General features: G+C 48.4%; 22 protein-coding genes. 14 read left to right on the forward strand and 8 right to left on the reverse strand.

Annotated features, from left to right (window positions below; genetic code table 11):
• Position 1: 1 nt before the first annotated feature.
• Complete coding sequence (locus GK108_RS28225; protein ID WP_163954942.1) at positions 2 to 916, forward strand: ChaN family lipoprotein; 915 nt, start codon at positions 2 to 4, stop codon at positions 914 to 916.
• A 153-nt stretch (positions 917 to 1,069) separates the two neighbouring features.
• On the forward strand, positions 1,070 to 1,834 hold the full coding sequence (locus GK108_RS28230) for an SDR family NAD(P)-dependent oxidoreductase (RefSeq protein ID WP_163954943.1): 765 nt from the start codon (positions 1,070 to 1,072) through the stop codon (positions 1,832 to 1,834).
• A gap of 65 nt (positions 1,835 to 1,899) precedes the next feature.
• Here the strand turns inward: GK108_RS28230 and GK108_RS28235 are convergent, their stop codons facing one another.
• On the reverse strand, positions 1,900 to 2,955 hold the full coding sequence (locus tag GK108_RS28235; protein ID WP_163954944.1) for a hypothetical protein: 1,056 nt from the start codon (positions 2,953 to 2,955) through the stop codon (positions 1,900 to 1,902).
• 153 nt (positions 2,956 to 3,108) lie between these two features.
• Between GK108_RS28235 and GK108_RS28240 the strand changes: the two genes are divergently transcribed.
• From GK108_RS28240 to GK108_RS28260, 5 genes are all read left to right on the forward strand, one after another.
• Positions 3,109 to 4,335, forward strand: a complete 1,227-nt coding sequence (locus GK108_RS28240) for a putative sugar nucleotidyl transferase (protein ID WP_163954945.1) — start codon at positions 3,109 to 3,111, stop codon at positions 4,333 to 4,335.
• A gap of 51 nt (positions 4,336 to 4,386) precedes the next feature.
• Positions 4,387 to 5,514: a DNA polymerase III subunit gene (locus tag GK108_RS28245; RefSeq protein ID WP_163954946.1), complete on the forward strand. Its 1,128-nt coding sequence runs from the start codon at positions 4,387 to 4,389 to the stop codon at positions 5,512 to 5,514.
• Between the two features lie 67 nt (positions 5,515 to 5,581).
• On the forward strand, positions 5,582 to 6,085 hold the full coding sequence (locus tag GK108_RS28250; RefSeq protein ID WP_246225234.1) for an ATP-dependent zinc protease family protein: 504 nt from the start codon (positions 5,582 to 5,584) through the stop codon (positions 6,083 to 6,085).
• A gap of 63 nt (positions 6,086 to 6,148) precedes the next feature.
• Positions 6,149 to 7,057 (forward strand): 30S ribosomal protein S6--L-glutamate ligase, encoded by a 909-nt coding sequence (rimK, locus tag GK108_RS28255; RefSeq protein WP_163954947.1) that lies wholly within the window; start codon positions 6,149 to 6,151, stop codon positions 7,055 to 7,057.
• 104 nt (positions 7,058 to 7,161) lie between these two features.
• Complete coding sequence (locus GK108_RS28260; protein ID WP_163954948.1) at positions 7,162 to 7,716, forward strand: hypothetical protein; 555 nt, start codon at positions 7,162 to 7,164, stop codon at positions 7,714 to 7,716.
• On the opposite strand, the gene GK108_RS28265 is transcribed toward GK108_RS28260, so the two are convergent.
• The 4 genes from GK108_RS28265 to GK108_RS28280 form a co-directional block, all read right to left on the reverse strand.
• Positions 7,713 to 8,465 (reverse strand): DUF3575 domain-containing protein, encoded by a 753-nt coding sequence (locus GK108_RS28265; protein ID WP_163954949.1) that lies wholly within the window; start codon positions 8,463 to 8,465, stop codon positions 7,713 to 7,715. The genes GK108_RS28260 and GK108_RS28265 overlap by 4 nt on opposite strands.
• A gap of 89 nt (positions 8,466 to 8,554) precedes the next feature.
• Positions 8,555 to 9,172 carry a response regulator gene (locus tag GK108_RS28270; protein WP_163954950.1) on the reverse strand — a complete coding sequence of 206 codons (618 nt, stop codon included), beginning with the start codon at positions 9,170 to 9,172 and terminating at the stop codon, positions 8,555 to 8,557.
• Positions 9,173 to 9,182: 10 nt separating this feature from the next.
• Positions 9,183 to 9,710, reverse strand: a complete 528-nt coding sequence (locus GK108_RS28275; protein WP_163954951.1) for a hypothetical protein — start codon at positions 9,708 to 9,710, stop codon at positions 9,183 to 9,185.
• A gap of 82 nt (positions 9,711 to 9,792) precedes the next feature.
• Entirely contained in the window at positions 9,793 to 12,087 is a 2,295-nt protein-coding gene (locus GK108_RS28280; protein WP_163954952.1) for a sensor histidine kinase, read from the reverse strand.
• A gap of 303 nt (positions 12,088 to 12,390) precedes the next feature.
• On the opposite strand from GK108_RS28280, the gene GK108_RS28285 reads away from it, so the two are divergent.
• The 5 genes from GK108_RS28285 (at position 12,391) to GK108_RS28305 (ending at position 16,876) form a co-directional block, all read left to right on the forward strand.
• Positions 12,391 to 13,302: a TIGR01777 family oxidoreductase gene (locus GK108_RS28285; protein WP_163954953.1), complete on the forward strand. Its 912-nt coding sequence runs from the start codon at positions 12,391 to 12,393 to the stop codon at positions 13,300 to 13,302.
• 633 nt (positions 13,303 to 13,935) lie between these two features.
• A complete protein-coding gene (gene parS / locus GK108_RS28290; protein WP_163954954.1) occupies positions 13,936 to 14,421 on the forward strand; it encodes a type II RES/Xre toxin-antitoxin system antitoxin in 486 nt (161 codons plus the stop codon).
• A 124-nt stretch (positions 14,422 to 14,545) separates the two neighbouring features.
• Positions 14,546 to 14,959, forward strand: coding sequence for an RES family NAD+ phosphorylase (locus GK108_RS28295; protein ID WP_246225236.1), 414 nt, complete (start codon positions 14,546 to 14,548; stop codon positions 14,957 to 14,959).
• Between the two features lie 152 nt (positions 14,960 to 15,111).
• Entirely contained in the window at positions 15,112 to 15,762 is a 651-nt protein-coding gene (locus tag GK108_RS28300) for a hypothetical protein (RefSeq protein ID WP_163954955.1), read from the forward strand.
• A gap of 490 nt (positions 15,763 to 16,252) precedes the next feature.
• The gene (locus GK108_RS28305) at positions 16,253 to 16,876 is read left to right on the forward strand and encodes a hypothetical protein (RefSeq protein WP_163954956.1); all 624 of its coding nucleotides are present in this window, start codon (positions 16,253 to 16,255) and stop codon (positions 16,874 to 16,876) included.
• 285 nt (positions 16,877 to 17,161) lie between these two features.
• Here GK108_RS28305 and GK108_RS28310 read toward each other — a convergent pair whose 3' ends face one another.
• Complete coding sequence (locus GK108_RS28310; protein ID WP_163954957.1) at positions 17,162 to 18,205, reverse strand: amidohydrolase family protein; 1,044 nt, start codon at positions 18,203 to 18,205, stop codon at positions 17,162 to 17,164.
• Positions 18,206 to 18,720: 515 nt separating this feature from the next.
• Between GK108_RS28310 and GK108_RS28315 the strand changes: the two genes are divergently transcribed.
• Positions 18,721 to 20,850, forward strand: a complete 2,130-nt coding sequence (locus GK108_RS28315; RefSeq protein WP_394366289.1) for a catalase — start codon at positions 18,721 to 18,723, stop codon at positions 20,848 to 20,850.
• Between the two features lie 324 nt (positions 20,851 to 21,174).
• Here GK108_RS28315 and GK108_RS28320 read toward each other — a convergent pair whose 3' ends face one another.
• Positions 21,175 to 22,296 (reverse strand): hypothetical protein, encoded by a 1,122-nt coding sequence (locus GK108_RS28320; RefSeq protein ID WP_163954959.1) that lies wholly within the window; start codon positions 22,294 to 22,296, stop codon positions 21,175 to 21,177.
• A gap of 314 nt (positions 22,297 to 22,610) precedes the next feature.
• A complete protein-coding gene (locus GK108_RS28325) occupies positions 22,611 to 22,976 on the reverse strand; it encodes a VOC family protein (RefSeq protein WP_163954960.1) in 366 nt (121 codons plus the stop codon).
• A gap of 44 nt (positions 22,977 to 23,020) precedes the next feature.
• On the opposite strand from GK108_RS28325, the gene GK108_RS28330 reads away from it, so the two are divergent.
• Positions 23,021 to 23,677, forward strand: coding sequence for a MarR family winged helix-turn-helix transcriptional regulator (locus GK108_RS28330; protein WP_163954961.1), 657 nt, complete (start codon positions 23,021 to 23,023; stop codon positions 23,675 to 23,677).
• Positions 23,678 to 23,688 lie beyond the last annotated feature (11 nt).

Below are 23,688 nucleotides of genomic sequence, written 5' to 3' on the forward strand. Positions count from 1 at the left end.
CATGCGCGTCGCCCTTGTTCTTCTCTCGTTGCTGGCCTTTTCTTTTCGTCCCGACAAACCTGCCTACCGACTATACAATGCAAAGCTAAAAACAACCACGTATGCCAAATTGCTTCACGAAGCAGCCCAGGCCGACGTAGTGCTTTTTGGCGAATTGCACAACAATCCAATCTGTCACTGGCTCGAACTACAATTGGCAAAAGACCTCCAGTCAGCTAAAAAAGGAACCTTGGTTTTGGGAGGAGAAATGTTTGAAGCTGACAATCAAACGGCGCTCACCGACTATGTGCAGGGCAAAACTACCAATAAGGAATTAGCTACCCAGGCCAGGTTATGGCCCAATTTCGATACGGACTATAAACCGATTGCCGACTTTGCCCGCGAGCAGAAAATTCCGTTTGTAGCCACCAACGTACCGCGTAAATATGCAACCCTGGTTGCCCGAAAAGGATTGGCAGCTCTGGATACGCTTTCCGCAGAAGCCAAACGCCAGATGGCCCCGCTACCGTTGACTGTTGACCTTGCGTTACCCGGCTATAAAGCCATGCTCGACATGATGGGTAACGGCGGGAATCACGGCGCTACGTCCGATCAGAAAAGTGCACCAAACGCTAACACCGACGTAGCGGCCAACTTCGCCCGCGCCCAGGCTATTAAAGATGCTACAATGGCTTATTTCATTCTACAGAATCTGAAGCCCGGCCAAACCCTCCTCCACTTCAATGGCGATTATCATTCGAAAAATTTTGAGGGTATCAGTTGGTACCTCAAACAAGCGACTGGCTCAGCCCGACCACTAAAAATCATGACGATCTCGTCTGTCGAAATGCCAGAACCGGAGAAACCGGCTACTGAAAATCAGAATCTGGCCGATTTCTTAATTGCCATTCCGTCCGATATGACCAAGACGTATTGATCCGCCGGACACTCCTGCACATATTACGTCCTGAACGTTCTAAAACGTCCGACCGCATCTTCCATATAATTCATTTTACAAGCTTTTTTTGAGCATTTACCCGCTTTTTTGAGTTAACCTAACTGTTCAACATCTTATTCATTGTGAACAGTTATGATTAAAGACTTACTCAACTTATCAGGGAAAAACGCACTAGTAACCGGATCGAGTCAGGGAATTGGCAAAGGCATTGCGCTGGCCCTGGCCGAATTTGGTGCCAACGTACTGGTCCACTATCGGAGCGATGCCGACGAAGCACAGATTGTCGCGGATCAAGTCAAACAGTTTGGTGTTAAGAGCGCGGTAATCAGTGCTGATCTGGCGGATGCCAATGCCCCCGAAAGTCTGTTCGAGCAGGCTATCGACCAATTCAAACAAATCGACATTCTGGTTCTCAACGCATCGGTGCAGGAACCAAATCTATGGCTCGACACAACACCCGAGGAGTTTGACAAGCAGGTAATGGCAAACTGGAAATCCACGTTATTCATTATGCAGCGCTTCATTCCGGCCATGATCAAACAAGGCTGGGGCCGCGTTGTTACGTTGGGTAGCGTGCAGGAGGAAAAACCGCATCCAGCTATGACTGTTTACGCGGGTACCAAAGCCGCTGTAGCCAATATGGTCCAAAACCTGGCCTTGCAAGTTGCCAAAGAAGGCGTAACAATCAACAACCTGTCTCCCGGCGTCATCGACACGCCACGTACCGACGAACCAACCCCTCCCGTTCCCGACCATATCAGCCAACGCATGACCGTACCAGTTGGTTACGATGGTCAGCCCGAAGATATTGCTGCCATGACCGTTTTGCTCTGTTCTGAAGCCGGACGCTACGTTACCGGCCAAACCATCTTTGTCGACGGCGGCATGAGCTTGTAAAAAAAGTATGATGTAGGATATATGATGTATGGAGATGAAGGTAAATATACCATACGTCATATATCCTACGTCATATACCCTACGTACTCAGCCACTAGCGCCCAGTTGTGTGCTTCACATTGCCAGCGCATCTGGGTAATCGGCCGATCGGCGTGCCGACGTAACCAGGGTTGTTCGTAGGCCGTTAGCAAACCCGCAATAAAAAAATGAAACGTCCTGAAGTCAGCGTCAATCGTATCGATCGATATAGCGGGCGGATTTTCCCCCAGACGTAGCAACGAAGTGGCCAGTACAATTTTTTCGAGACGATTGGCAGAGTCCGCGAGTAGCTGATAGGCATCCCGAATCAGCCGTTCCCGAATTGAGTTTAGTTCTGGAATATCGAATGCCGTGATCAGGCGGGCCAGATGGTAAATAATTAACGATGGGCGAGCGTAATGAGGAGCGCACCGGAATGGTTCTGCTACGTATTGCCCCGTTTCAACGACTGATCGCAGATACGTCAGCGAATCAATGTCATGCTGATTACGGGGCAAGTCATAGTGATAAATACAATACAGTATGTTACTCAGCGCACAGGCATCAAAATCGACACCCATGTTTTTACCAAACCAGGTCGAATATGCCCGTAGCGCCCGATACTCAGGATACGTATTCCGAATCTGGTGCCGCTGATTTCCGTTGGCATGCAGGCTTAGTTTTGTTTTCAGCCAGTCACAATCAGCCGCCGACGGGTGGGTTGTCAGATAAACCATTGCCGTATCGTCGATATCGTCGGGAATACGAAAATGCTCGAAATGCCGAAAAATATAGCCGTTAGAAAAATGCTGCGATGGGCGGGTTGGCCAGAAATTATAGGTATTCAGGCCGTCTTTATTCTGAAATAATGGATAGGCTTTTTGGGCGCGCCCAGCAATCAGACTAACCAGATTCTGGCTGTTGGCAGTTAGTTTATCGTGCAACAACTGCAAGGTAAAAACAGTAATGGCAGTAAAGAAAACATTGGTATCAGGACGTCGGTATAGCAAAGTCGAATTGCTACGAAACGACGGAAACAACCCTTTGTCGTCCTGTAGATCAGCGATTCGTTGGATAATATCGTCCAGAGATAGGGCAGCCATAGAGTTGAAGTAGTGGCAAAAATACTGTTTCCTCGAATCGGCGTTACGCGGGTTTCTATATTAAGGTTTTTTCAAATGCGACAAGCAACTATTGATACGTTCTCTTTTTTCAAATTAAGGTTGAATATTTACGCCTGAAATCGCCTTACGCGCATGGCTACTCTAGTTTTATTCGACGACCCGGCAATCCGACCGGCCTTATTGCCCTTTACGTTTACACGCCCGGTGGCGTGTATTCGGGTTGGCATTCAAACGATTGCCGAAAAATGGAGCGCTACGTTAAATCTTACCGCATCGTTTCTGACGGAGTCGTATTTGCAAACTAAGTTCCCGCAACAGACCGACTCCGACAACCTCTATATTAACGGGGCCGTATGCCCAACAGATGCCCTCCAGCAGTCGATCTCGGCGTTACGTTCTGGAGCAGGTCTTATTACGTCTGAGGGGTCCGTTCTGGCCGTAAAAACAGATAAGCCCCTGTCCTCTCCCCCAACGATTAACGACCCGTATGATTTCGCTACGTTCGCTGAACCGCTGACAATCATCTGTAATCTGTGGGATATTTTTGTGCATAATGGCGATCAGATTCGGGCTGATTTTGCCCAGCTGACCGCCGGGCGCCAATCTGCCCCCATCACTGATCCGTTCACACGTTGCTACGCTCCTGAGAATATTTTTATTGAAGAAGGAGCCACGATTCGGGCTTCGATCCTGAACGCTGAAGACGGTCCTATTTATGTAGGACGTAACGCAACGATTAGTGAGGGCTCCGTGGTGATTGGTCCCTTTTCGCTGGGCGAAAGCTCAACCGTAAACTGGGGTGGCAAGATGCGTAGCAATACCACCATTGGTCCATTTTGCAAAGTTGGTGGCGAAATTAGCAATTCCGTTTTTTTGGGATACAGCAACAAAGGGCACGATGGATTTCTGGGTAATTCAGTGATTGGCGAATGGTGTAACCTGGGTGCCAACGTGAATAATTCGAACTTAAAGAACGATTACAGTAACGTTAAGCTTTACTCGTATCCCCACGGTCGGCTCGAAGACACCGGCCGTATTTTCTGTGGTTTGATGATGGGTGATTTTACCAAAGCGGGCATCAGCACCATGTTTAATACCGGAACGGTAGTTGGCGTTAGTGTGAACGTGTTTGGTAGTGGCTTTCAGCCTAAACTTATTCCGTCCTTTTCCTGGGGTGGTGCCATCGATGGCTTTACTACGTACCGGCTCGACAAGGCCCTCTACGTAGCCAGTGAAGCGTTCAAAAGACGTGGCACCGATTTTAACGAGCAGGAAGAAACCATTTTAAAGGAAATTTTCAACACAGAGCGAACAACCTCGCCAACCAACAATCCGTTCAGCTTATTGAACGATCTATAAAAACGAGTCGAGCGTATGGACGGTAACCCGTTATAGGCCGCTCAACGAATTATGTTATTCAACGAAATCATCGGTCAGGCAGAAACGAAGCAAATGCTGCTCAGGGCGGTTCAAACCAACCACCTTGCTCACGCTCTGCTGTTCGATGGCCCAACCGGAAGTGCGAATCTGGCGCTGGCCCTAGCGCTGGCTCAATACGTTAACTGTGAAGACAAAGGCGATCAGGATGCCTGCGGTCGGTGTGCGTCGTGCATAAAAATGCAGAAACTTGTTCACCCCGACCTTCATATGGTTTTTCCGGTGGCGAACCTGGCAAAAGGCAAAACCTCCGAAGCCTACCTCACCGACTGGCGTAAATTTCTGCTCGAACAACCCTACCGAACCTTACCAGAATGGCTGGAAAACGTTGGGGCCGATAACAAACAGGGCAACATTTCGGCCGAAGAAGCGCGGAATATCTTACAGAAGCTTTCGCTGAAATCATACGAAGGCGCCTATAAAATCATGCTGATCTGGCTACCGGAACTGATGAACGTAACGTCGGCCAATGCGCTGCTGAAAGTACTGGAAGAGCCCCCCGCCCAAACGCTGTTTTTGCTGGTTACAAACCAGTCCGACAAACTACTGATTACCATTTTATCGAGGACCCAGCGGGTTGCTGTGCGCGCTTTTACCGACGAGGAAGTGGCTACGTATCTGCGTCAGTATATGAATCTGGACGAGACCACGGCGCGCCGGATTGCTTACCTGGCCGATGGTGATCTTTCGGTAGCCCTGCACCTATGCCGACGGGAATCTGAGCAAGGTTCAGATGCAGACCAGCACACCTGGTTTGCCGACTGGATGCGGACCTGTTATCGGCAGGATATCATTACGTTGGTTAAACAAGCCGACCAGTTCGACAGTTTCAGTAAAGAAAAACAAAAAGGTTTGCTGGAGTATAGCATCCGTCTGTATCGCGATTTATTTTTGTGGCAGCAAGGAGCGGGTTCGCTGCTTCGTCTGCCCGACGAAGAAATGGCGTTCGTTAAAAATTTCTCCAAAGTTCTGACTACAAATCATATCGAGCAAATCGTAAACGACTTAAACGAAGCGGCCTATCATCTCGAACGAAATGCCCGCGCTAAAATGGTCATGCTGGACATGTCACTCACCTTTAGTCGATTAATACGGACGTAGCCTTGCGGCTTACGACAAGCAGCTAATTCAACCGGATTTAAGCTGCCGTAAGCATTATTCACGCACCATGAACCCCCGCTCAAAAGCCCCCCGGACGCCCAGGCCCAAGGAGATTATTGGCATGACTGACCTTGTCGATTTTCCGGATCTGATACTTTTTGACGTACAGGCCAAAATAGATACGGGAGCCTACACATCATCTCTCCATTGTAAGGACGTTCGGCTGGTGAGAAGTGGTTCTAAAAAAAGATTACGCTTCTGGCTGATTGGCAAAACCAATGAGCCGGCCCGCCGGTTCTATAGCGACGAGTTCAGCCAGCGAATGATTCGTAACTCATTTGGCGTAGCCGAAAAACGGTACGTTATCAAAACCCGCATTGTCTTGTTCGGACGGAAAATCCGAACGGAATTTACACTAGCCGATCGCGAACAATTAAAAAATCCGGTTCTCTTAGGTCGCAAACTTCTTCGTAATCGTTTCGTCGTAGACGTTTCGCAAAAAAACCTTTCTCATCAAGCAAAAATCAATAGTCGTCAGCAGGAGACTGAGGAGGTCGACAGCCACTCATAGAAGCTTGCTATTTCAATAGCAACAGACCCTTAGCTATAGCGACTACCCAAACCAGCTACTTCAATGCGTATTGCCATTTTATCGGCTAATCCGAATCTATATTCGACCCAACGGCTTGTTGAGGCCGCCAACCAGCGTGGCCACGAAGGGGTTGTGGTCAACCACCTGAATTGTCAGGTCATGATTGAAGGGGGTAAACCGTCTATTCTGTACGAAGGTCAGGAACTGGAATCCTTCGATGCCATCGTGCCCCGCATCGGCGCTTCTGTCACGGACTACGGCTGCGCCATTGTCCGGCAATTTGAGATGATGAAAGTCTTTACAACGGCCAAATCGCAGGCCATTACCCGATCCCGAAATAAACTACGTAGCCTTCAGGTTCTTTCAAAAGCCGGGGTTGGGCTTCCTAAAACAGTGTTTGCCAACCATCCAAAAAATGGGAACGTAACGCAGCTCATCGAATTGGTGGGCGGTCCGCCTGTTGTTATCAAACTTCTGGAAGGCACGCAAGGAATTGGCGTTGTTCTGGCCGAAACGGCCAAAGCAGCCAAATCGACCATCGAAGCTTTCTATGGGCTAAAGAAACATGTTCTGGTACAGGAATTTGTGGCCGAAGCCAAAGGCTCGGATTTGCGGGCGCTCGTTATCGGTGGCCGGGTGGTAGGAGCCATGCGACGGCAAGGCGTAGAAGGTGAGTTCCGGTCGAATATTCACCGGGGGGGCAACGCTGTTTCGATTCAGTTAACTCCCGAAGAAGAACAAACAGCCATCGAAGCCGCCAGAGCACTCGGGTTAAAAGTGGCGGGCGTAGATATGCTTCCCTCCGACCGAGGCCCGCTGGTGCTCGAAGTTAATTCGTCGCCGGGTCTCGAAGGCATCGAAGCTGCTACGAAGCTGGATATAGCCGGAGAAATTATTGCTTATATCGAAGATAAAATCCGAGCCGACGAAGGCGACATGGTTGGCGTTTAAGTTGATGATGAATTATAAATGATGAATTAACTTAGCCATCACATCGCCCTATAGTGACGCCGTTTTACCTTATCACTCATCATTTATAATTCATCATTCATTAGATGCCTGCTCTTGACCCTGATTTAAAGAAAGCAATTATACGAATGCCGGGCGTGGAGAAAGATAAACTCCTGCTACGTCTGATTGCGAAAGATACCATTCTGACCGAACGGCTTCAATTTGAACTCGTTGAACACAGTGATACTCTCGAAGAACGGCGCGATCTGATCCGGCAATTTATTGACCGAACCGCTAACTTACATCAGGATTCAGCGGGCTGGGTCATGATGGATATGCGCACGGTGAGCGGTTACATCAGCCGCCATCTGAAAGTAACCAAAGACAAATATGGCGAGGTGGAGCTGATGCTCTACATGCTCAATACGTTCTACGATCATAACGCGCACCTGCTTCAGAAATACAATTCACGTACCGACAAAGCCGCCGAGTATATCGCGAAACGCGCCGAACAGGTACTAAAAAAAGTCAGCAAACTCGATGCGGACTACCACATCGAGTTTGCCGATGAAATCAATAAAATGTTGGGTTGGATTCATTATACGGCACCCGCTCACTACGCCCGGCAGTTGGGATTGCCCAACGAATGGGTTGTTTAGAAGCTATAGGCCAGTGCTAATCCAAACGCCCGAACGCCAAAGTACGGACCTGTCAGTTTAGCCGTAATTGTTGGTAAGTTCAATGTCGATTCAACGGAATACAAGGGTACATCGGTATTATCGATATCCTGTTTCAGCTTTGTTATATCAGCCGGTTTCAGACTGGTCCATTGGGGATCTTCGCCGGTAAAAACAGCATTGACATTGGTGCCGTAAAAAGGCCCTAATAGCCACAAATCAAGGCCAAGGTGTTTGCCAATCAGGAATTGATAGCCCAGCAAAAGCCCCGCTCCGCCCGCATTGAAACTGGCATTCAGGTGAGCCTGATGTAAAACGCCATCCTGCGTGGTATAGGTGTAGTCGTTGCTGATATCCATGCTGGCATAACGAACGAACGGCGCTACGTACCAGCCACGCGGGGCCTGTCCGGCCGGATAAAATCGGTACTCTACCGTAGCAATTCGTTTGGTAAATAAGGTGGTTTCAATCGCCCGACGGGCATCCTGATTATCACCATATTGATTCAGGAGCGCATCCCTAAATGGCAGCGGAGCATTGGGCGAATAACTGGCCGACAACGTAATGGTACTGTGTGGTGTGAGTACTCGCTCGTATTGAGCGGTATAACTCTTGAAAAAGGCCCCCGATACGTTGAATTTTACAACGGTTCGGTTCAACAGCTGAGCCCTGCCAATGGACGACAAGGCTAAAAAACAAATAAGGAAACTAAAAGAGGTTTTAGTATTCATAGCGTTTAACGTATGAGAATCAATGGTTTGTCGCCCAAAGTTCCGCTACGTTAATCCGCTGTGCTATAGTTAGTTTTAACGATTTTGCATTAAACTAACCCCTGCTCGCGGGCAAAATTCACTAAGCCTACGGGTGTGTCGATCCCGAGTTTTCGGGCAATATTCCGGCGATGGGCATTGATCGTAAATTCACTCAACGAGAACGTATCGGCAATTTGCCGGGTAGTTAAGCCGCCCACAATCTGCTGAATGATCTCAATTTCTCGTTTGGTGAGCTGATACTTCTGCATAAAGGCATCGCCGGGCGGCTCCAGTACTTTGGTTTGCAGCATCGGAAACCAAAGTTTCCCTTCTCCTACCTGTTGCACAGCCATTTTAAGCGTTGGTGCATCAGTCGTTTTAAGCAGATAGCCCATTGCCCCCAGTGCCTTCGCTTCCCGAACGCGCTGGGGCTGATCGTAACTGGTAAATATGATGATTTTAATCGCCGGAAAATCCCGACGAATTTGTTTGAGCGCCGTCATGCCGTCGATTTTTGGCATATTCAGATCCAGCAAAAGTAGATCAACAGCTGAGCGATACAGAACATCCAGCAATTGCCGCCCATTATGCACGGGAGGCATTAGCTCTACATTGGGCAGATCGGACAATACGTTACGTAGTCCGTCGAGCAAAAGTGGGTGATCATCAGCGAGTAATAGTGTCATAACCTATCGATCAACGTTTACCCGGCGAGGGGGGCGTTACGTTGGTTTTGTAGATAATCGACCGAAACTGACCATTTGCAATCGAAATACGGCTCCCATTCTGATTATGAAGGGCCTCTCCCGAAAAGTTACCTTCTACAATGCCAGCCGTTTCATCAAGTCGGGTCACAGTCAAGGTGCCCGTAACACCCTTTGATGCATCAATGGCATAGCCCTCATTCGACGAAAGCATATAAGCCACTGTACTATATTGCGTCGAATTAATAGCGATCGGCTTATTGAGCTGAATGCTTTTCGGAAAAGCAATGGCAATCACCGTATTGGTATTGTTGGCCTCCTGCCCTGCCGCAATGACTACCAGATCCTGACTCAACGTAGCAGCTGCCAGCGTATTCTGGCTATTAGTAACATTAGACATCCAGGCTTTACCATCTATAGTTGCCGATACGTAGTAATCCGGTTTGGGATCGGGCGACGATTTACTGCAGCCAAACAAAAGGCCAATACTTACTGCGAGGAAGAAGGTGCTGGTTTTCATGAGCGTAGACATTGGTTAAACACTACATCACTACGTGTTTAACAAAGTTCATCGCTCCACTCCTTACCCGAAATAGTTACTACTAACTAATTGATCGATCTGCCTTGCCGAGCCGACTCGCCAACGAAGCCCCTTCAGCCGGAAACTCAAGATTATCAATAACCACCAACGTACCGCCTTCGGGTTTTCGGTGTACGTCCATCTGCCCGTTACGTAGTGCTACTTTCGCCCGGATGGTCCGTAACCCTTGTCCATCTCCCTGTATCTGATCGCTGACCCCTATTCCATTATCATCGACCAGAATCGTTACATGTTTATCATGTTCGATGACCTCCACGGTAGCTTCCGTCGCCCGCGCATGTCGAATTACATTATGAACCAACTCCTGAACAATCCGGTACAGATCGCTCAAAAACGGTATAGGAAATGGTTGATCGAACCCAACCACAATCGCCTGCAGCCGAACTTTCCCCGACATAGTGATCCCATCCGCCAAATCGTCAATAGCAGCCCGAAAACCTTGTTGTTCAATGACCTGAGGTGTCAATCGATGGCTAATTCCCCGCACAGAATGACTAACTGATTTGAGCGTATGCTGCGCCTTTTGCAATTTCTGGCTATTGGTGGCCGAGTCATTTAGTTTTTCCAGCGCTGACGATACATTCAGCGTTGCTATCGCCAGAAGCGGATTTACCTCGTTGTGTAGCTGATCGGCAATGGACTGACGTTCTTTTTCTTCGGCCTCCATCACATGCTGCATCAGCTCAATCTGTTGTTGCTGTTCCAGTTGCTCCAGCTTGCTCAGGTGCAGTGCTTCCTGTTGCCGGGCGCGAAGCTGTCGATTCCGAAGATATAGAATCAACAGGCCAATCATCAGTAAAGCCAGCGCAATAATAACCCCGTAGAACAACCGTTCGCGTTGCAGCTGCTGTTCACGCGCTTCTTTTTCGCTACGTAGTCGCAGAATCTGCTGCTCTTTATCCCGAATGCGTACACCCGCCAGAATCTGCTGAACAGCCCGATACTGATTTAAACTGGTGAGCGAATCCCGAATGGCGTAGTACGTATCTAACGCATTTCCATAAGCATCATAGTTACCACGCGCTTTATTCAAATCGGCTAACGACTGGTAATAGTATAAGCCAACAGCCGAATAACGGTTGGTTGTTGCCGCCGTAACCAGCGTTTTGAGTATGGCCTGCGCTTTTTCGTATTGCCGCAAACGGATCAGCACACGGACGTAAAAAAGCTCGGGAGGAATCTGTGAAAATGAAGCAGCCGTAGCGCCTTTAGTAAGCGATTGCTTATAATAATCTGCCGATTTTACCAGTTGACCATCGTGTTCGGCCAACAAACCTGCTGCCAGGAAATAACCAGAATAGGGTATTTTGTTTTCCGGTACGCCAAACAGTCGTCGGCTCGAATCAGTAAAGGCCCGAGCCTGCTTCATCTGGCCCTGATAAAACCGAACGATGGCCATTTCTGCATCAAAATACGGAACCATCGGCGCTTTCGGATTTGGCCGTACCAGTTCATCGTAGACCATGTCAGCAAACTTTCCGGCATTTTCGTAGTCGGTCAGCATCATATTCAGCTGGGCCAGCTTAAACAATACGGTTGGTCGCGGACTGCGAAAATAAACGGTGGTTCGCTCGTAAAATCTTGGGTTACGCGCCAGTGTACTATCGTTAGCCAGCATCAGCAAACTATCAAAAGCCACAACCTGTTGCTGCAAATCCATTAAACAATACGAGGCCCGGTTATGCAGGGCCATGAACAGCGCATTTTTATTCGGCAGATGTCTAGCCAGTCGAATTGCATCATTAAAATCAGCACAAACGGTCTCAATCGGGTCGGTACGACTACGGGAAGCCCCCCGAAATACTCGTAGGAGAGCCAGCGTCTCGCGATCGTTTGCTTTCCGGGCGACCTGCTCACCCAGGGCCAAATAGCGTGCCAATGAATCGGGTTTATCCCAGTCAAAATAAAGCTGAGCCGTATAGGTCAGTGCCTGACAATATAACAGTGGTACTGGCTGTGCATTCTGGCGAGCCTGTGTAAAGATCGGTTCCGCTTCATCGTAATGATTCAGCGACTCTTTGGCTTTTCCCCAGTTGATCAGCAGAATGTGAATCCAGCGACGATTACCCGTTTTTTTAATTTTCGCTACGTATTGGGCCAACCACTCGTAGGCTAACGGCAAATTGGTTTGCCCCACATCCTGAATCAGATCACAGGTTTCGCGAAAGATTTTTTCGGAAAGAGGTTGCCGCTGAAGTCTGGCCCAGGTTGAGCGAGCTTCGGCATCGGAATAGGTATGTGCCCAGACGTTAAGGCATATCAGCCAAAAAACTCCGCTCAACAGCCAGCTTTTCATCGTCTATACTATCCAAATCAGTCCATCTGGTAGCTGGAACTGACATACTATGCAAAAGTAAAGGAAGGTGAATCAGAACAAAGTTGAGTTATTTTTCGGCAACCGGTAGCGCCAACTTCTACGCTCTCAGAACGACACTGGTGTATAAAGCAGCCTGGTTACTACTACGTCCCAATGGCCTGTTACGAATCATTTTTAGAGTAAGAGTCTGGTTTGCACACCATTGCCGAATCAACTATCGGGCGGTCGAAACCTCATTCGAGCCAGGGTGGTTATAGGTTATATAAACGTATGAACCCGCCCATGAGTCAAACTATTTTAATTACCGGCGGCACCGGCACGATCGGTCGTCGTTTAGTTCAATTACTGCTTCAACAAGGATTTAAGGTCTCACTCCTTAGCCGGACGAATAAACCCATACCCGACGTAACAACGTATCAATGGGACATTAAGAAAGGGCATATTGACCCGAAAGCCATTCAAACCGCCGACCATATTATCCATTTGGCTGGTGCTGGCATTGCCGATGAGCGGTGGACGGATGCGCGTAAAGATGAAATTCTTTCGAGCCGCACCCAATCTACCGAATTGCTGGCGCAGGCATTAGCCAGAAACCCACACAACGTGAAATCATTTATCGCTTCGTCAGCTATTGGCTTTTACGGTGGCGATACGGCCGATAGGCCCCTGACAGAAACAAGTCAGGGTGGTTCTGATTTTCTGGCTCAGGTAGTACGCGCCTGGGAACGTTCTGAAGATAGGGTAGCCGCTCTGGGTATTCGAACAGTGAAGCTTCGGACGGGTGTTGTCCTGACTATGGAGGGGGGAGCCCTTCCCAAATTGGCGCAACCTGTTCGGTTGGGTGCAGGTGCCCCTATTGCTTCGGGGCAGCAATATTTGTCCTGGATTCATATCGATGATTTGTGTCGATTGTATATTCAGGCGCTAACTGATGAGTCGTGGCAGGGCGTTTACAATGCCGTTGCTCCGAACCCCGTCACGAACGAAGCGTTGACCAAAGCCATTGCCAACGTACTGCATCGGCCCATGATCCTACCAAATATTCCGGGATTCGTTATCAGGATGATGTTCGGCGAACTGGCAATCACCGTTCTGGGTGGTAATTACGTCCTTAACAAACGCATTGCCGACGAAACAACCTTTCAATACAACTATGCTGATCTGACAAACGCATTGAAGGACCTGTTAGGGTAGTTCAGTTTTCAGTTTATGTAGTTTATAGTGTGCGAATCAGTCTTGTGCATAACCAAACAAACAGGGCAAATTTCCGACCGCCACGGCGGACCGTTTGTGCCTAAAATACAATTATTATAACTCTAAATACTCAATTTCACCCTAATCAAAACTTCCTGCTGTTCCCTTAGCATCTTCTGGAAAATCATAAATTCCATTAAAATTGATAAGCCACGGCCTTAACTATAGTTTTTAGAACAGATGCAATTAATAGTCAGTCGGTTGCGTCCGTTTGGAAAACTATCTTCTATTATCACATTTCAGAAGCAGCTCAAAAAATTTATTTGCTCCAGCAGAATCACTATAAGCGATAATATGGAGATTTCGGAGGCTTTGATCACTAAATTTCTCAGCTATTTGACCGCGCCACGGTAGCTACCGGTTATCCTTGCTGAATTGATGGTTAATTTCTTGTTAGAAAGGGAATTAAGCGGGGCCGCACCATGGCGATCGCCCGACGGTGGTCACCATGGTGCATAATGATTAAGTTGCGGATTCTGGAATCTCCATACCAGACGAGCTATAAACTTTTTTTTGACGGCACGATTTATATGTATGTAAAATGTCAGCAATGTTACTGACATTTTGTTATTTATGAAAGCAACTACTGAGAAAGCTCGCAAAGCTAGACCGGGCGCTGAGGATAACAGCACTCGACAACCGATTTTTATGGCAGCCAATGCCATGGTGCGGATTGTACCTGAGCTAACCGGCCCCTTCGAGCTCATCGCCCAGTCGCGCTCAGGGGTAACCCATGCCGAAGTGCGAAAACAGGCTTCTTTGTTAGAGCTGACAATTCGAGAGTTAGCCATTCTACTATCGATGAATGAACGGACGATGGCTCGTCGCTTAGTGAGTGGCTCCTTGAATAAGGTGGAATCTGAACGACTCCTGCTGCTCAAAGCCCTAGCGGCCCATGGCCTGCGCGTTTTCGAAGATCAAGGTAAGTTCAACCGCTGGTTGCGTCGGCCCCTAGAGATCTTGGAAGGTCAATCCCCCCTACAAATGCTAGACATGGCTACTGGCTCCCAGATAGTGGATCAGATCTTAGGCCGCATTGAGTATGGCGTTTACAGTTAAGCAATGCCTTTAGTCTACCGTATCCAAAAGAAGCAGTTCATTGAGTCAGTGCTCACGGGAGAAGGAGATCGTTTGAACGGTGGTCGCTGGAATCCACCGGGTATTTCCCTTAGTCTACACGTCAATGACGCCCGAGCTAGCCTTGCTGGAAACGCTGGTGCACTTAGATGGTACACCCGCACGTGATTTGCCGCCGTTTGTACGCGTAAGCATCGAGCTACCGGAGGCCATTGAGGATATCCAACCATCTGAGTTGCCTCCAGATTGGGATGCGCTCAAATATCCTGAAAGCCTACCGCAATTTTTACTACCCAAACTAGTTCCTAACTATCCCGCCTTGGCTTTTGCCATTCCGTCGGTGATTGTCAGGAATACGCCTTCGCGTAATATTCTGATCAATCCTTTGCACCCGCTGATGTGTCAAGTAAAGGTGGTGGACGTGGTGGCTCATGAGTTCGATGAACGATTACAGAAACAAGCTGAGAAACCAGCGGTAGAAACCGCTCGGGTTAAGAAGGGCCAAAGACGGTCAACCTAAGTATACCTCCGGTTTCAGTCCTTATGTGGTAGAGCGGCTTATATCGTTCGAGAATAGAGCATTAGTTTTGACGAATGAACTACGAGTATTTTACTCATAGTTTCAGTCTTTACTTGTCATAGAGACCAACTCGCTGCACTCAACGAATAAACATGACCACTTATCTGACCACAAAGCACCAGATTCTTAGCTCGACTCTTATTTTATTGCTGGCTATACTTATAAATTCCTGCTCCAAACCGCAATCCACTGAACCCGATGCTGTTCTCCCGGCTACTTACCAACTCAAAAATATTCGGTATTTTTTATATTCGGGCGATCGAGTTGACACTATAACGGTGCCACTTAAGGGAGCCATTCTACGAAACCCGAGTAGTACTTCTTCAACCCAGCAGGTAACCGAAGATCTAAGTGAATTGGTGAAAACCTCTCAATTTACCTTCGACCCTTCAAGTCAATTGCCCAAAGAGCTTGACTTGAGCAAGTTTGAGGTACATATCCCTCAAGCGCCTTATGGTCATGATCGTAATTCTCTAGTCCAATCCAGTGACACGTATCCATTAAGTTCTAGTCAACAACAAAAGCCATATACATCTAAGACGGGAGCTACATCGACCATCATTATTCCCCCCCAATCAAAAATTGACATTATTCGTCAGATCGACGCCTATCAACTCAGTTGTACTTTTGAAGGCTTTTTAGAGAACACAACAACCGGTCAACGGTACCTCTTAAAAGGGAAGTGGCAGGGTCTTTTGCAGTACAATAATCTAGCTGTAACCCTTAAGCAGTCGGCTTTATAATGCCCTATAGTTATGACGACTATTCCTTCATCTCAAGCCAGCGCCTTCATCGAGACAAGAACTATCGATCGCACCTGAATAAGCCTACAAAACGCTTTTTTCAAGTACAGTAATCGGGCTTAGTCATTAGAGGGCTAAGCCGAAACAGAGAATTACTACCTTTCTTTTTAATCCGCCCGGTAAGACGACCAGCAGGGTAGACTACCACCCATTCCCAGACGGATTCATCTGTGACCAACTAGCAATAGGCATTTCTCCAAACTTATACCTGCTAGGTCAACGCGCATCATTACGCAGTCAGCGCTGGTTTAATACACGCAACGGAAAGAGTTGACATTAAAGAAGGTTAATGTTGCCGAACTTCAAAACTGGTAATATTGTCAACCGGTACCAAGCCCGCAGGCTGGCAATGGCAGAACAGGCAACGGCAGCAAAAATAGTGTATGTCAGTTTGTTGGTGACTGGCCATAACGGACACCCAAATTTCGCAATGAAACTATCCTTATTTGTTCTACTCAGTGCCATGAGCCTGTGTAGGGCCTACGCCCAGTCAACGACAGACTCAGCAGTCAACCGAAAGAATAGTCTAAAAATTAACCCACTGAGTCTTATTGTCGGCGACGTATCTGTGTTTTATGAACGGATGCTGACCAAACGTGCATCGCTGGTGGGTGGGGTGGGCTTCGGTTCAGAAACATATGAATATCACAACGCCAACAACCCCTTATCGAGATTATTTCACTATAAGCGGGTTACATTAGAATACCGACACTACTTCCCTCGGCGTCCTTTTTCCCCCATGGGCTTTTATGCAGGCGTCTATGGTCGCTATTCCGGACTCACGCTCGACGACTATCAATTCGACAATCAGGGTACTATGATTCGAGACCCGAGCGGTACGTTAGTCAGGGCTATCCAACAGCTTTACGTCTGGATGCCCGGCGCTATGGCTGGTGTACAGACAAGCACACCGCGAGTAGTGGTCGATTTGTTTCTGGGACTTCACTATCAACTACCAACCAGCAGTACCCCTCTGAAGGCAGTCCTGCCAGAACAGATGAGTCGGAAAGGGTTTACTCCCCGCTTTGGGCTCACCTTAGGCTATCGGTTTTGATAATGAGATTTTACTCACAGTATGATAATCGGCTAACTGGGTTGGATCGACTGATAAAAGAGAACATTGGATGCGATTAAAAATGGACACAAATCTCGGTTCATTTCGGAGTCACGCTCGACTTGCGGTCACGACTTGAAGAGTCGGATCTAAAACAAACGGACCACTTTTAGGAAGCATCTACATAACTAATATCCCCTCGTTTCGGTTAGAAGCCATTTGTGAGATTAGATTGCCCGTTCCTCCCCTCAAGACTCAACAACCGCCACTGTCCTCACCTAAAGCCTACTTCCTGGTGGCCTGACCATTAACCACTGCTTTCCGGCCGTCAAGTGCCGCATCCAGCCGTAAAAACCGAACGGCATTGTTGTAAAAAATGTCCCTCTTCTGGGCTGCACTCAGAAAAGGAGCCTGCTCAATCGCCTGGATGCCTACAGCAATCGCTCCGGGCCACACCATCTGATCCGAGCCAAACATCACCCGCTTGCCAAAACCCGCATCCATGATCCGTTTTAGGTAGGCATAAAATTCGGCCCGGGGCAAGATATAGCAGATCACCCCGAGATCCACATACACCTGAGGGTGTGCATACAGCGTGGCCAGCAAATCATCACCCAGTGGCCAACCCGCATGCGCGATGGCTACCCGCAATTTAGGATGACGAATCAGGGCCTCTTCTGCCGTTAAAGCGCTGTGCAAGCGAGCCCGGTACTTGGGATCTCCAAAATAGGCTACCCCCGGTGGCCCTGTGCCAATGTGTACACTGACCGGCACATCAAACTCTTCGGCTAATTTGAGGTAGGGTTCGACCACGGAATCAGACAGGGCGATACCCTGATACTGTAGACACAGCTCGCCAAACACCTTGACGGCCCCCGTCTGAAAATAGTGCCGTAGCGAGTCCAGGGTAAGTGCGGGGTCACCCATGGTAAACAGTACGCCCGGAATGATGCGATCCGGGGCTTGTTGTTGCCAGCGCCGTACGTAGGCCATTGGTCCGCTGGTCACCCCGATGATGTTATACTTGTTGAGTACCGCAATGGTTTGGTCGCGTAAGGCGTCGTCGGAGGGAGCGGAGGTTAAGCAGTTGGCACACATCGAGGACGATTTGAGCAACTGATTGGCGTAGCCCACACCCAGGCCCTGTTTGAGATCCTGTGCCGACCAATCGCGATAGGGAGCGCCAATGGTGACGGGCGGGGGGCCTTGGGCGGTGAAGGGAAAGGCATGCAGATGCATGTCAATGATAGGCAAGCGTTTTAGGGTAGACTGAGCCCATACCTGAGCTTGGCTCATAATCAGGAAGATTCCCAGGGCAATAAGTCTCATATAATAGTGGTCGACTAAATGGTTAGCCAGATAGAAAAAGAGTACCGAGTGATTGGGCAATATAGCTACAGGAAAGTCCTCTCTCCCACACGGTTTTATTTATCGGTAAATTGGGCGCGAGAGAATGGTGCTTCAAAGGAGAATGCTTGCCCATCTCATTTATCATACATCGTATTTGCTTTGGAAACGCCTGAAGTATACCGATTCAAGTCGATCTTTATCTCAAGGGGAAGCTTTTTGGGAGAATAGTCATCTTTATCGGTCTCCTATAATTTGGTGGCTGTCAGTGGTCGCAATCCCTCCACAAGCCGACCCCTACCGACCACCGCGGGCCAAGTCATATCCTCCATTGCCTCAAATTTGCTGGATATAACACCACCTTAACAAACAGCTTGGGTAATTCTACGTTCGTAAAGAGAAAGCCGTTTTGACCCGCTTTTTTTAACAAGATCATGCAGCAATCCAACCCGAAGCCAGGACCAATTACTACATCAGAAGGCCAGAATGGCCAAAGCTTGGCAAACAACATTCCAGCCGAGCATCCGATGATGACCGATAATCGATGTCCTCTGACCACCAATGTCGGTCAGCCCATTGCCGATGACCAGAATTCGCTGCGGGCGGGTGAACGAGGTCCCACCCTGCTCGAAGATTACATCCTGCGCGAAAAATTGCAGCATTTCGACCACGAGCGCATACCTGAACGTATCGTACACGCCCGGGGGGCGGCCGCCCATGGCTACTTCGAACTCTATGAATCGCTCAGTGACCTGACGACGGCCAAGGTGTTGACAGACACCACGACCCAGACGCCCGTCTTCGTGCGCTTCTCGACGGTTGCCGGGTCGCGAGGATCGGCCGATACGGCCCGCGACGTGCGCGGCTTTGCCGTCAAGATGTACACTCCGGAAGGTAACTGGGACATTGTGGGCAACAACATCCCGGTATTTTTTATTCAGGATGCCATTAAGTTTCCCGACCTGATCCACGCGGCCAAGCCCGAACCCGACCGCGAAATTCCCCAGGCGGCCACGGCTCACGATACGTTCTGGGATTTCATTTCGCTCACGCCCGAATCGATGCACATGATCATGTGGATTATGAGTGACCGCTCGCTGCCCCGCAGTTTCGGCATGATGGAAGGCTTCGGGGTGCATACCTTCCGGCTCATCAACGCCCAGGGTAAATCGACTTTCGTCAAGTTCCACTGGAAGCCCGTGCTGGGCGTTCACTCGCTGGTCTGGGACGAAGCCCAGCAGGTTGCCGGTAAGGATCCTGATTTCCACCGGCGCGAGATGTGGGACTCGATCAAAGCGGGAAATTTCCTGGAATGGGAACTGGGCATTCAGACCCTAGCCGAAGACCAGGAGCAACTATACGATTTCGATGTTCTGGACGCCACCAAACTCTGGCCCGAAGAACTGCTGCCGGTTCGGCGGATTGGTAAAATGACGCTCAACCGCAACCCGGACAACTACTTTGCCGAAACCGAGCAGGTAGCCTTTAACACCACCAATATTGTACCGGGGATCGATTTCAGCAACGACCCATTGTTGCAGGGGCGTAACTTCTCCTACCTCGATACTCAGTTGAGTCGACTCGGAAGCCCGAACTTTACGGAGTTGCCCATCAACCGCCCCCGGTGTCCGGTTTCCAACAACCAGCGCGATGCCCAAATGCGCTACACCATAGACAAGGGTCGGGTGTCGTATACACCGGCTTCGCTTGACGGTCATTCGCCCGATGAAGCCACGCCGGCCCGTGGTGGGTTTGTCAGCTATTCGGCTGCGGTGGACGGCCCTAAAGTACGCGCCCGCAGCGAATCGTTTGGCGACCACTACGGGCAGGCTAAACTGTTCTGGAACAGCATGAGCGGGCCCGAGAAGGAGCACATCGTCAAAGCTCTTCAGTTTGAGCTGAGCCTGGTTGAAACCCGGGCGGTGAGGCAGCGGATGCTGGGACATCTGCACCAAATTAACGAGGTGCTAGCCGGGCAAGTGGCAGCAGCGCTGGGCGAACCGGCCAGCAATGAGCAAGTTCCGGCCGAACCGCGCGGTACTGCTGACTCGGTGGTGGGTGCCCAGCGGCTGGCCGATGCGACCTCAGAAACAACAGCGTCGGGGGGCGTGCAGCGGTCAAAGGCCCTGAGTATGGCTCAGCAGCCTACCAGTGCTAAAGGTCGGAAAGTGGCGATTCTGGTGAGCCATGGTGTCGACAGCCAGCAGGTCAATGCGCTCAAAGAGGCCCTTGCTCAGGCCGGGGCGCAGGGTGAACTGGTCGGTCCGCATCTGGGTGATATCGACGGGACAGGGGGCAAATTGGAAGCCCAAAAGACCTATGCCAATGCCAGTTCTGTGCTCTACGACGCCGTGTTTGCCCCTGGTGGTTCAGGCATGAGCGAGCTGGCCCGCAAAGGGGATGCTTACGTTTTTCTGGCTCAGGCCTACAAACACGGCAAGCCAGTGGCAGCCATAGGCGAAAGCGTTACTCTGCTGAGGAATGCACTGCCCGAGGAAGCCATCGACGCTGACGCGGGTGTCTTGACCCAAACCAGCCAGCATGCGCAGGCCACGATTGAGCAGTTTGTGAACGCCGTTGGGAAGCGGTACTGGCAGCGATCACCGGTAGAAACAGTAGCCGCGTAGGGTCAGTCTAGCACTTGTTAGTAATCATTGGTTCTCTTAATACGGTTCTAACTATCCGTACTCGAAATTAATTAAGGGTCGGATACGGATAGTTAGGACCGTGTCAAATCATTGCTGGTCTTGTTGAATGAGGGTGATGTAGTGAAGGATCGACGATCAATCGGACGTATTGTCCAAAACTAAGGGAGGGGTTGGTCTTTGAGGAGAACAGTTTGTTCAGTTGAAACCGTATCGTCTCAGGTTAGAGCGTTTTATGAGAATAAGTAAAATGAATAAACCTATAGTGATAACATCCGAGAATGAGGTTATCACAGCTGCTGTAATCTAGCGGTGTATACGAGACAAGTGTATATCCAATGTATCAAGCCCCAAAACACCTTGTAATCGCATTGCATTTGCTGTACGATTACTGACAACCGCACGTAACGTATCACGGGAATAAAAAGCTACCTCTAGTCTATTCCGTAAACTATCGAATTCATAGCTTCCTAATCGACCTTCCCAAGATTCAAATCGATAGGGGTTTGGGCTAAAAGCACAACCTGTTAATCCAGCAAAATAGATTCGATTCCAAGCTCTAGAATCGGTTAGCCAGGCGGAAGAGGATTGAACCTGACCATTGCGAACAAGTTTCTCCACCTTCCAGCTACCTCTCAATACTTGATCATCAGGATGAGTGTCAATTAGTAGTTTCAATGAAATAAAAGCAATAGCAATCGGCAATAAACGCAGGCTATGCTTTATCCAACTACGACCGGAAGAAATAGCAGGAAGCTGATCAACTAAATCTAACAAGGCAATTTTAAGTCTCTGTCTATTTAAAAAGAGGAAAAATGCCAAGGCCAGTAAATAGACAACTGAATTAAAAAAAGCGCCAACGGCAATTTTATAGAATAGGTTAATCAAAACAATGTTGACCATGACTGGAACCAGAATCAGTACGCCTAATAAGGTTGTCTTACGGTAAAGAAGTAAGACAGATCCCCCTATTTGCAAAAGGCCAATAATAACCGCCAGTGAATATGAATAACCATAATAGTACCAAGTCAAGCTCATTCCACTTAATGAGCTAATAGGGGTGTCTAAGGTGAAATCCGGGGTTTGAAACTGCGTTTTTAAAATTTTGGCAAAACCATAACTTGAAATCGATAAGGCCAACCAGTAGCGAATAATACCTTGTAGCCAAGCATGATGTAAAGGACTGTTGATGGTGTTATGTTGTTCGCGTTGACGCCATATCCAGACATAAACTAAGCTACTAAGCAAGGCCGCTCCAACCATCCCCACTAATACATACATGAAGTACTGGCCGTATTTCTCAAGGAACGAGAAAGGCAAGAATTCCAACGGGATCAGCAGTAGATTGAGAAGAGCAGTAGTAGCTAATACAGATTCACAAAATTTAAAGAACCAGGAGGTTCGATGATATGACATGGCTTCTATCATAACTGGACGGTAACTGGAACTAGGCACTAAGGAAAAGGCTTTAAATTTACTGCCTACTCATAAATCGTTCCGGTACCGCTTCTTTGATAAGCCTAAACGCGCAAAGCGTGGTCAGTTTTCTTGTATGTTATTAATTGTGGTGGCATTCAATAAAATAATAATTCATGTCCTTGCATTATTCAAGCAGTAAGGGCATAAACGATTATTCGTCTCGGGTAGGAGCGTATTTTGAGAATCAGTAACCAATTTATCATAATAAGAAGGTAGCCCGTAAAGATGACAGAGAATCCTCATCTTTACGGGCTACCTTCTTGTTAATTCTTATCCATCCAAAAGCGCAGGATGTTGCCGTCTGGATCGCTGAAGCTGACAATAGAAGCCCCTTCGCCCAGATCCATGATTGGATGAATTAATGGGATGTTGTGAGCCCTCACAATGCCTTCAATGTCATCTACCATAAAGGATAAAACTGTGTTGACGTTTGCTTGTGCAGCTACCTTTTGTTTAAGCACCGCATAATGAATCCCATTGTAGTCGCATTCCCAATGTTCAGGCGTATTGCCATGTCGGCTTAACGCCAAAGGGATGCCGAGTACATCGCGATAGAAGTTGGCTAATCGCTCTGGTTCAGGTGAGGACATGATAACCCCGCCGAGTCCTTTGACTTTTACTGTATTCATAATTATATCATTTATGATGTTTATCCGGTAAATATATATCACAAATGACATTAAACAACATAAATGATGTTTATTTTTATCTTTACATCAAAGATGATATATATATGAATAAAGCCGTTGAATTGCTCAATTTATGGGCGCACTATGAAGAGGAAAATCCCAAGGCTGATTTAGCCCAGTTCTGTCAAGCCTACTTAGTGAGTCAGCAGCCAAAAACCAGTTTAGCTACCTTTTGGCAATCTCCAATCCCTCCAGACAAGGCTAGCTTGCTGATTAAATTAATTGGTCGGATTTCTAAGCTACATACACTTCAGGCGCTGGCTGCTTTCAAAGAATTTGGCCTCAACAGCTTCGACGAGTTTTTGTATCTGAGTTCAGTGGCTTATATGGACAATCCTAAGAAGACCGATGTCATCTCGGCTCACTTTAATGAGTTATCCTCAGGCTTATTGATCCTTGAGCGGCTCAAAAAATCAGGTCTAACCCTGGAAGAAGGCGATGCGCTTGACAAGCGGACCAAACGGTTAAGGATAACCAACCAAGGGCAAAAGCAATTGGAATCTTGTTATCAAAAGTTGAATGAGGTGAACCAGCTGTGCTTGAAGGGACTGGATGAAGATCAAGTTGAGTTAGTTATTCAACTACTGCAACCGGTAGAAGCCTTCTTAGCTGAGTATTGGTTGGCGGCTAAAATGAAATGATAGCATGCAGG

The organism is Spirosoma terrae (genome assembly GCF_010435915.1).
GTDB classification, from domain to species: Bacteria; Bacteroidota; Bacteroidia; order Cytophagales; family Spirosomataceae; genus Spirosoma; species Spirosoma terrae.

Bases quoted from the DNA above. Each gene is read 5' to 3' on its own strand.
- GK108_RS28275 (WP_163954951.1), bottom strand. From the start codon at position 9,710: ATGAAAACCAGCACCTTCTTCCTCGCAGTAAGTATTGGCCTTTTGTTT.
- GK108_RS28300 (WP_163954955.1), top strand. From the start codon at position 15,112: ATGACCACTTATCTGACCACAAAGCACCAGATTCTTAGCTCGACTCTT.
- GK108_RS28230 (WP_163954943.1), top strand. From the start codon at position 1,070: ATGATTAAAGACTTACTCAACTTATCAGGGAAAAACGCACTAGTAACC.
- GK108_RS28280 (WP_163954952.1), bottom strand. From the start codon at position 12,087: ATGAAAAGCTGGCTGTTGAGCGGAGTTTTTTGGCTGATATGCCTTAAC.
- parS (WP_163954954.1), top strand. From the start codon at position 13,936: ATGAAAGCAACTACTGAGAAAGCTCGCAAAGCTAGACCGGGCGCTGAG.
- GK108_RS28245 (WP_163954946.1), top strand. From the start codon at position 4,387: ATGTTATTCAACGAAATCATCGGTCAGGCAGAAACGAAGCAAATGCTG.
- GK108_RS28285 (WP_163954953.1), top strand. From the start codon at position 12,391: ATGAGTCAAACTATTTTAATTACCGGCGGCACCGGCACGATCGGTCGT.
- GK108_RS28235 (WP_163954944.1), bottom strand. From the start codon at position 2,955: ATGGCTGCCCTATCTCTGGACGATATTATCCAACGAATCGCTGATCTA.
- GK108_RS28295 (WP_246225236.1), top strand. From the start codon at position 14,546: ATGACGCCCGAGCTAGCCTTGCTGGAAACGCTGGTGCACTTAGATGGT.
- rimK (WP_163954947.1), top strand. From the start codon at position 6,149: ATGCGTATTGCCATTTTATCGGCTAATCCGAATCTATATTCGACCCAA.
- GK108_RS28320 (WP_163954959.1), bottom strand. From the start codon at position 22,296: ATGATAGAAGCCATGTCATATCATCGAACCTCCTGGTTCTTTAAATTT.
- GK108_RS28330 (WP_163954961.1), top strand. From the start codon at position 23,021: ATGACATTAAACAACATAAATGATGTTTATTTTTATCTTTACATCAAA.
- GK108_RS28310 (WP_163954957.1), bottom strand. From the start codon at position 18,205: ATGAGACTTATTGCCCTGGGAATCTTCCTGATTATGAGCCAAGCTCAG.
- GK108_RS28240 (WP_163954945.1), top strand. From the start codon at position 3,109: ATGGCTACTCTAGTTTTATTCGACGACCCGGCAATCCGACCGGCCTTA.
- GK108_RS28260 (WP_163954948.1), top strand. From the start codon at position 7,162: ATGCCTGCTCTTGACCCTGATTTAAAGAAAGCAATTATACGAATGCCG.
- GK108_RS28225 (WP_163954942.1), top strand. From the start codon at position 2: ATGCGCGTCGCCCTTGTTCTTCTCTCGTTGCTGGCCTTTTCTTTTCGT.
- GK108_RS28270 (WP_163954950.1), bottom strand. From the start codon at position 9,172: ATGACACTATTACTCGCTGATGATCACCCACTTTTGCTCGACGGACTA.
- GK108_RS28250 (WP_246225234.1), top strand. From the start codon at position 5,582: ATGAACCCCCGCTCAAAAGCCCCCCGGACGCCCAGGCCCAAGGAGATT.
- GK108_RS28265 (WP_163954949.1), bottom strand. From the start codon at position 8,465: ATGAATACTAAAACCTCTTTTAGTTTCCTTATTTGTTTTTTAGCCTTG.
- GK108_RS28305 (WP_163954956.1), top strand. From the start codon at position 16,253: ATGAAACTATCCTTATTTGTTCTACTCAGTGCCATGAGCCTGTGTAGG.
- GK108_RS28325 (WP_163954960.1), bottom strand. From the start codon at position 22,976: ATGAATACAGTAAAAGTCAAAGGACTCGGCGGGGTTATCATGTCCTCA.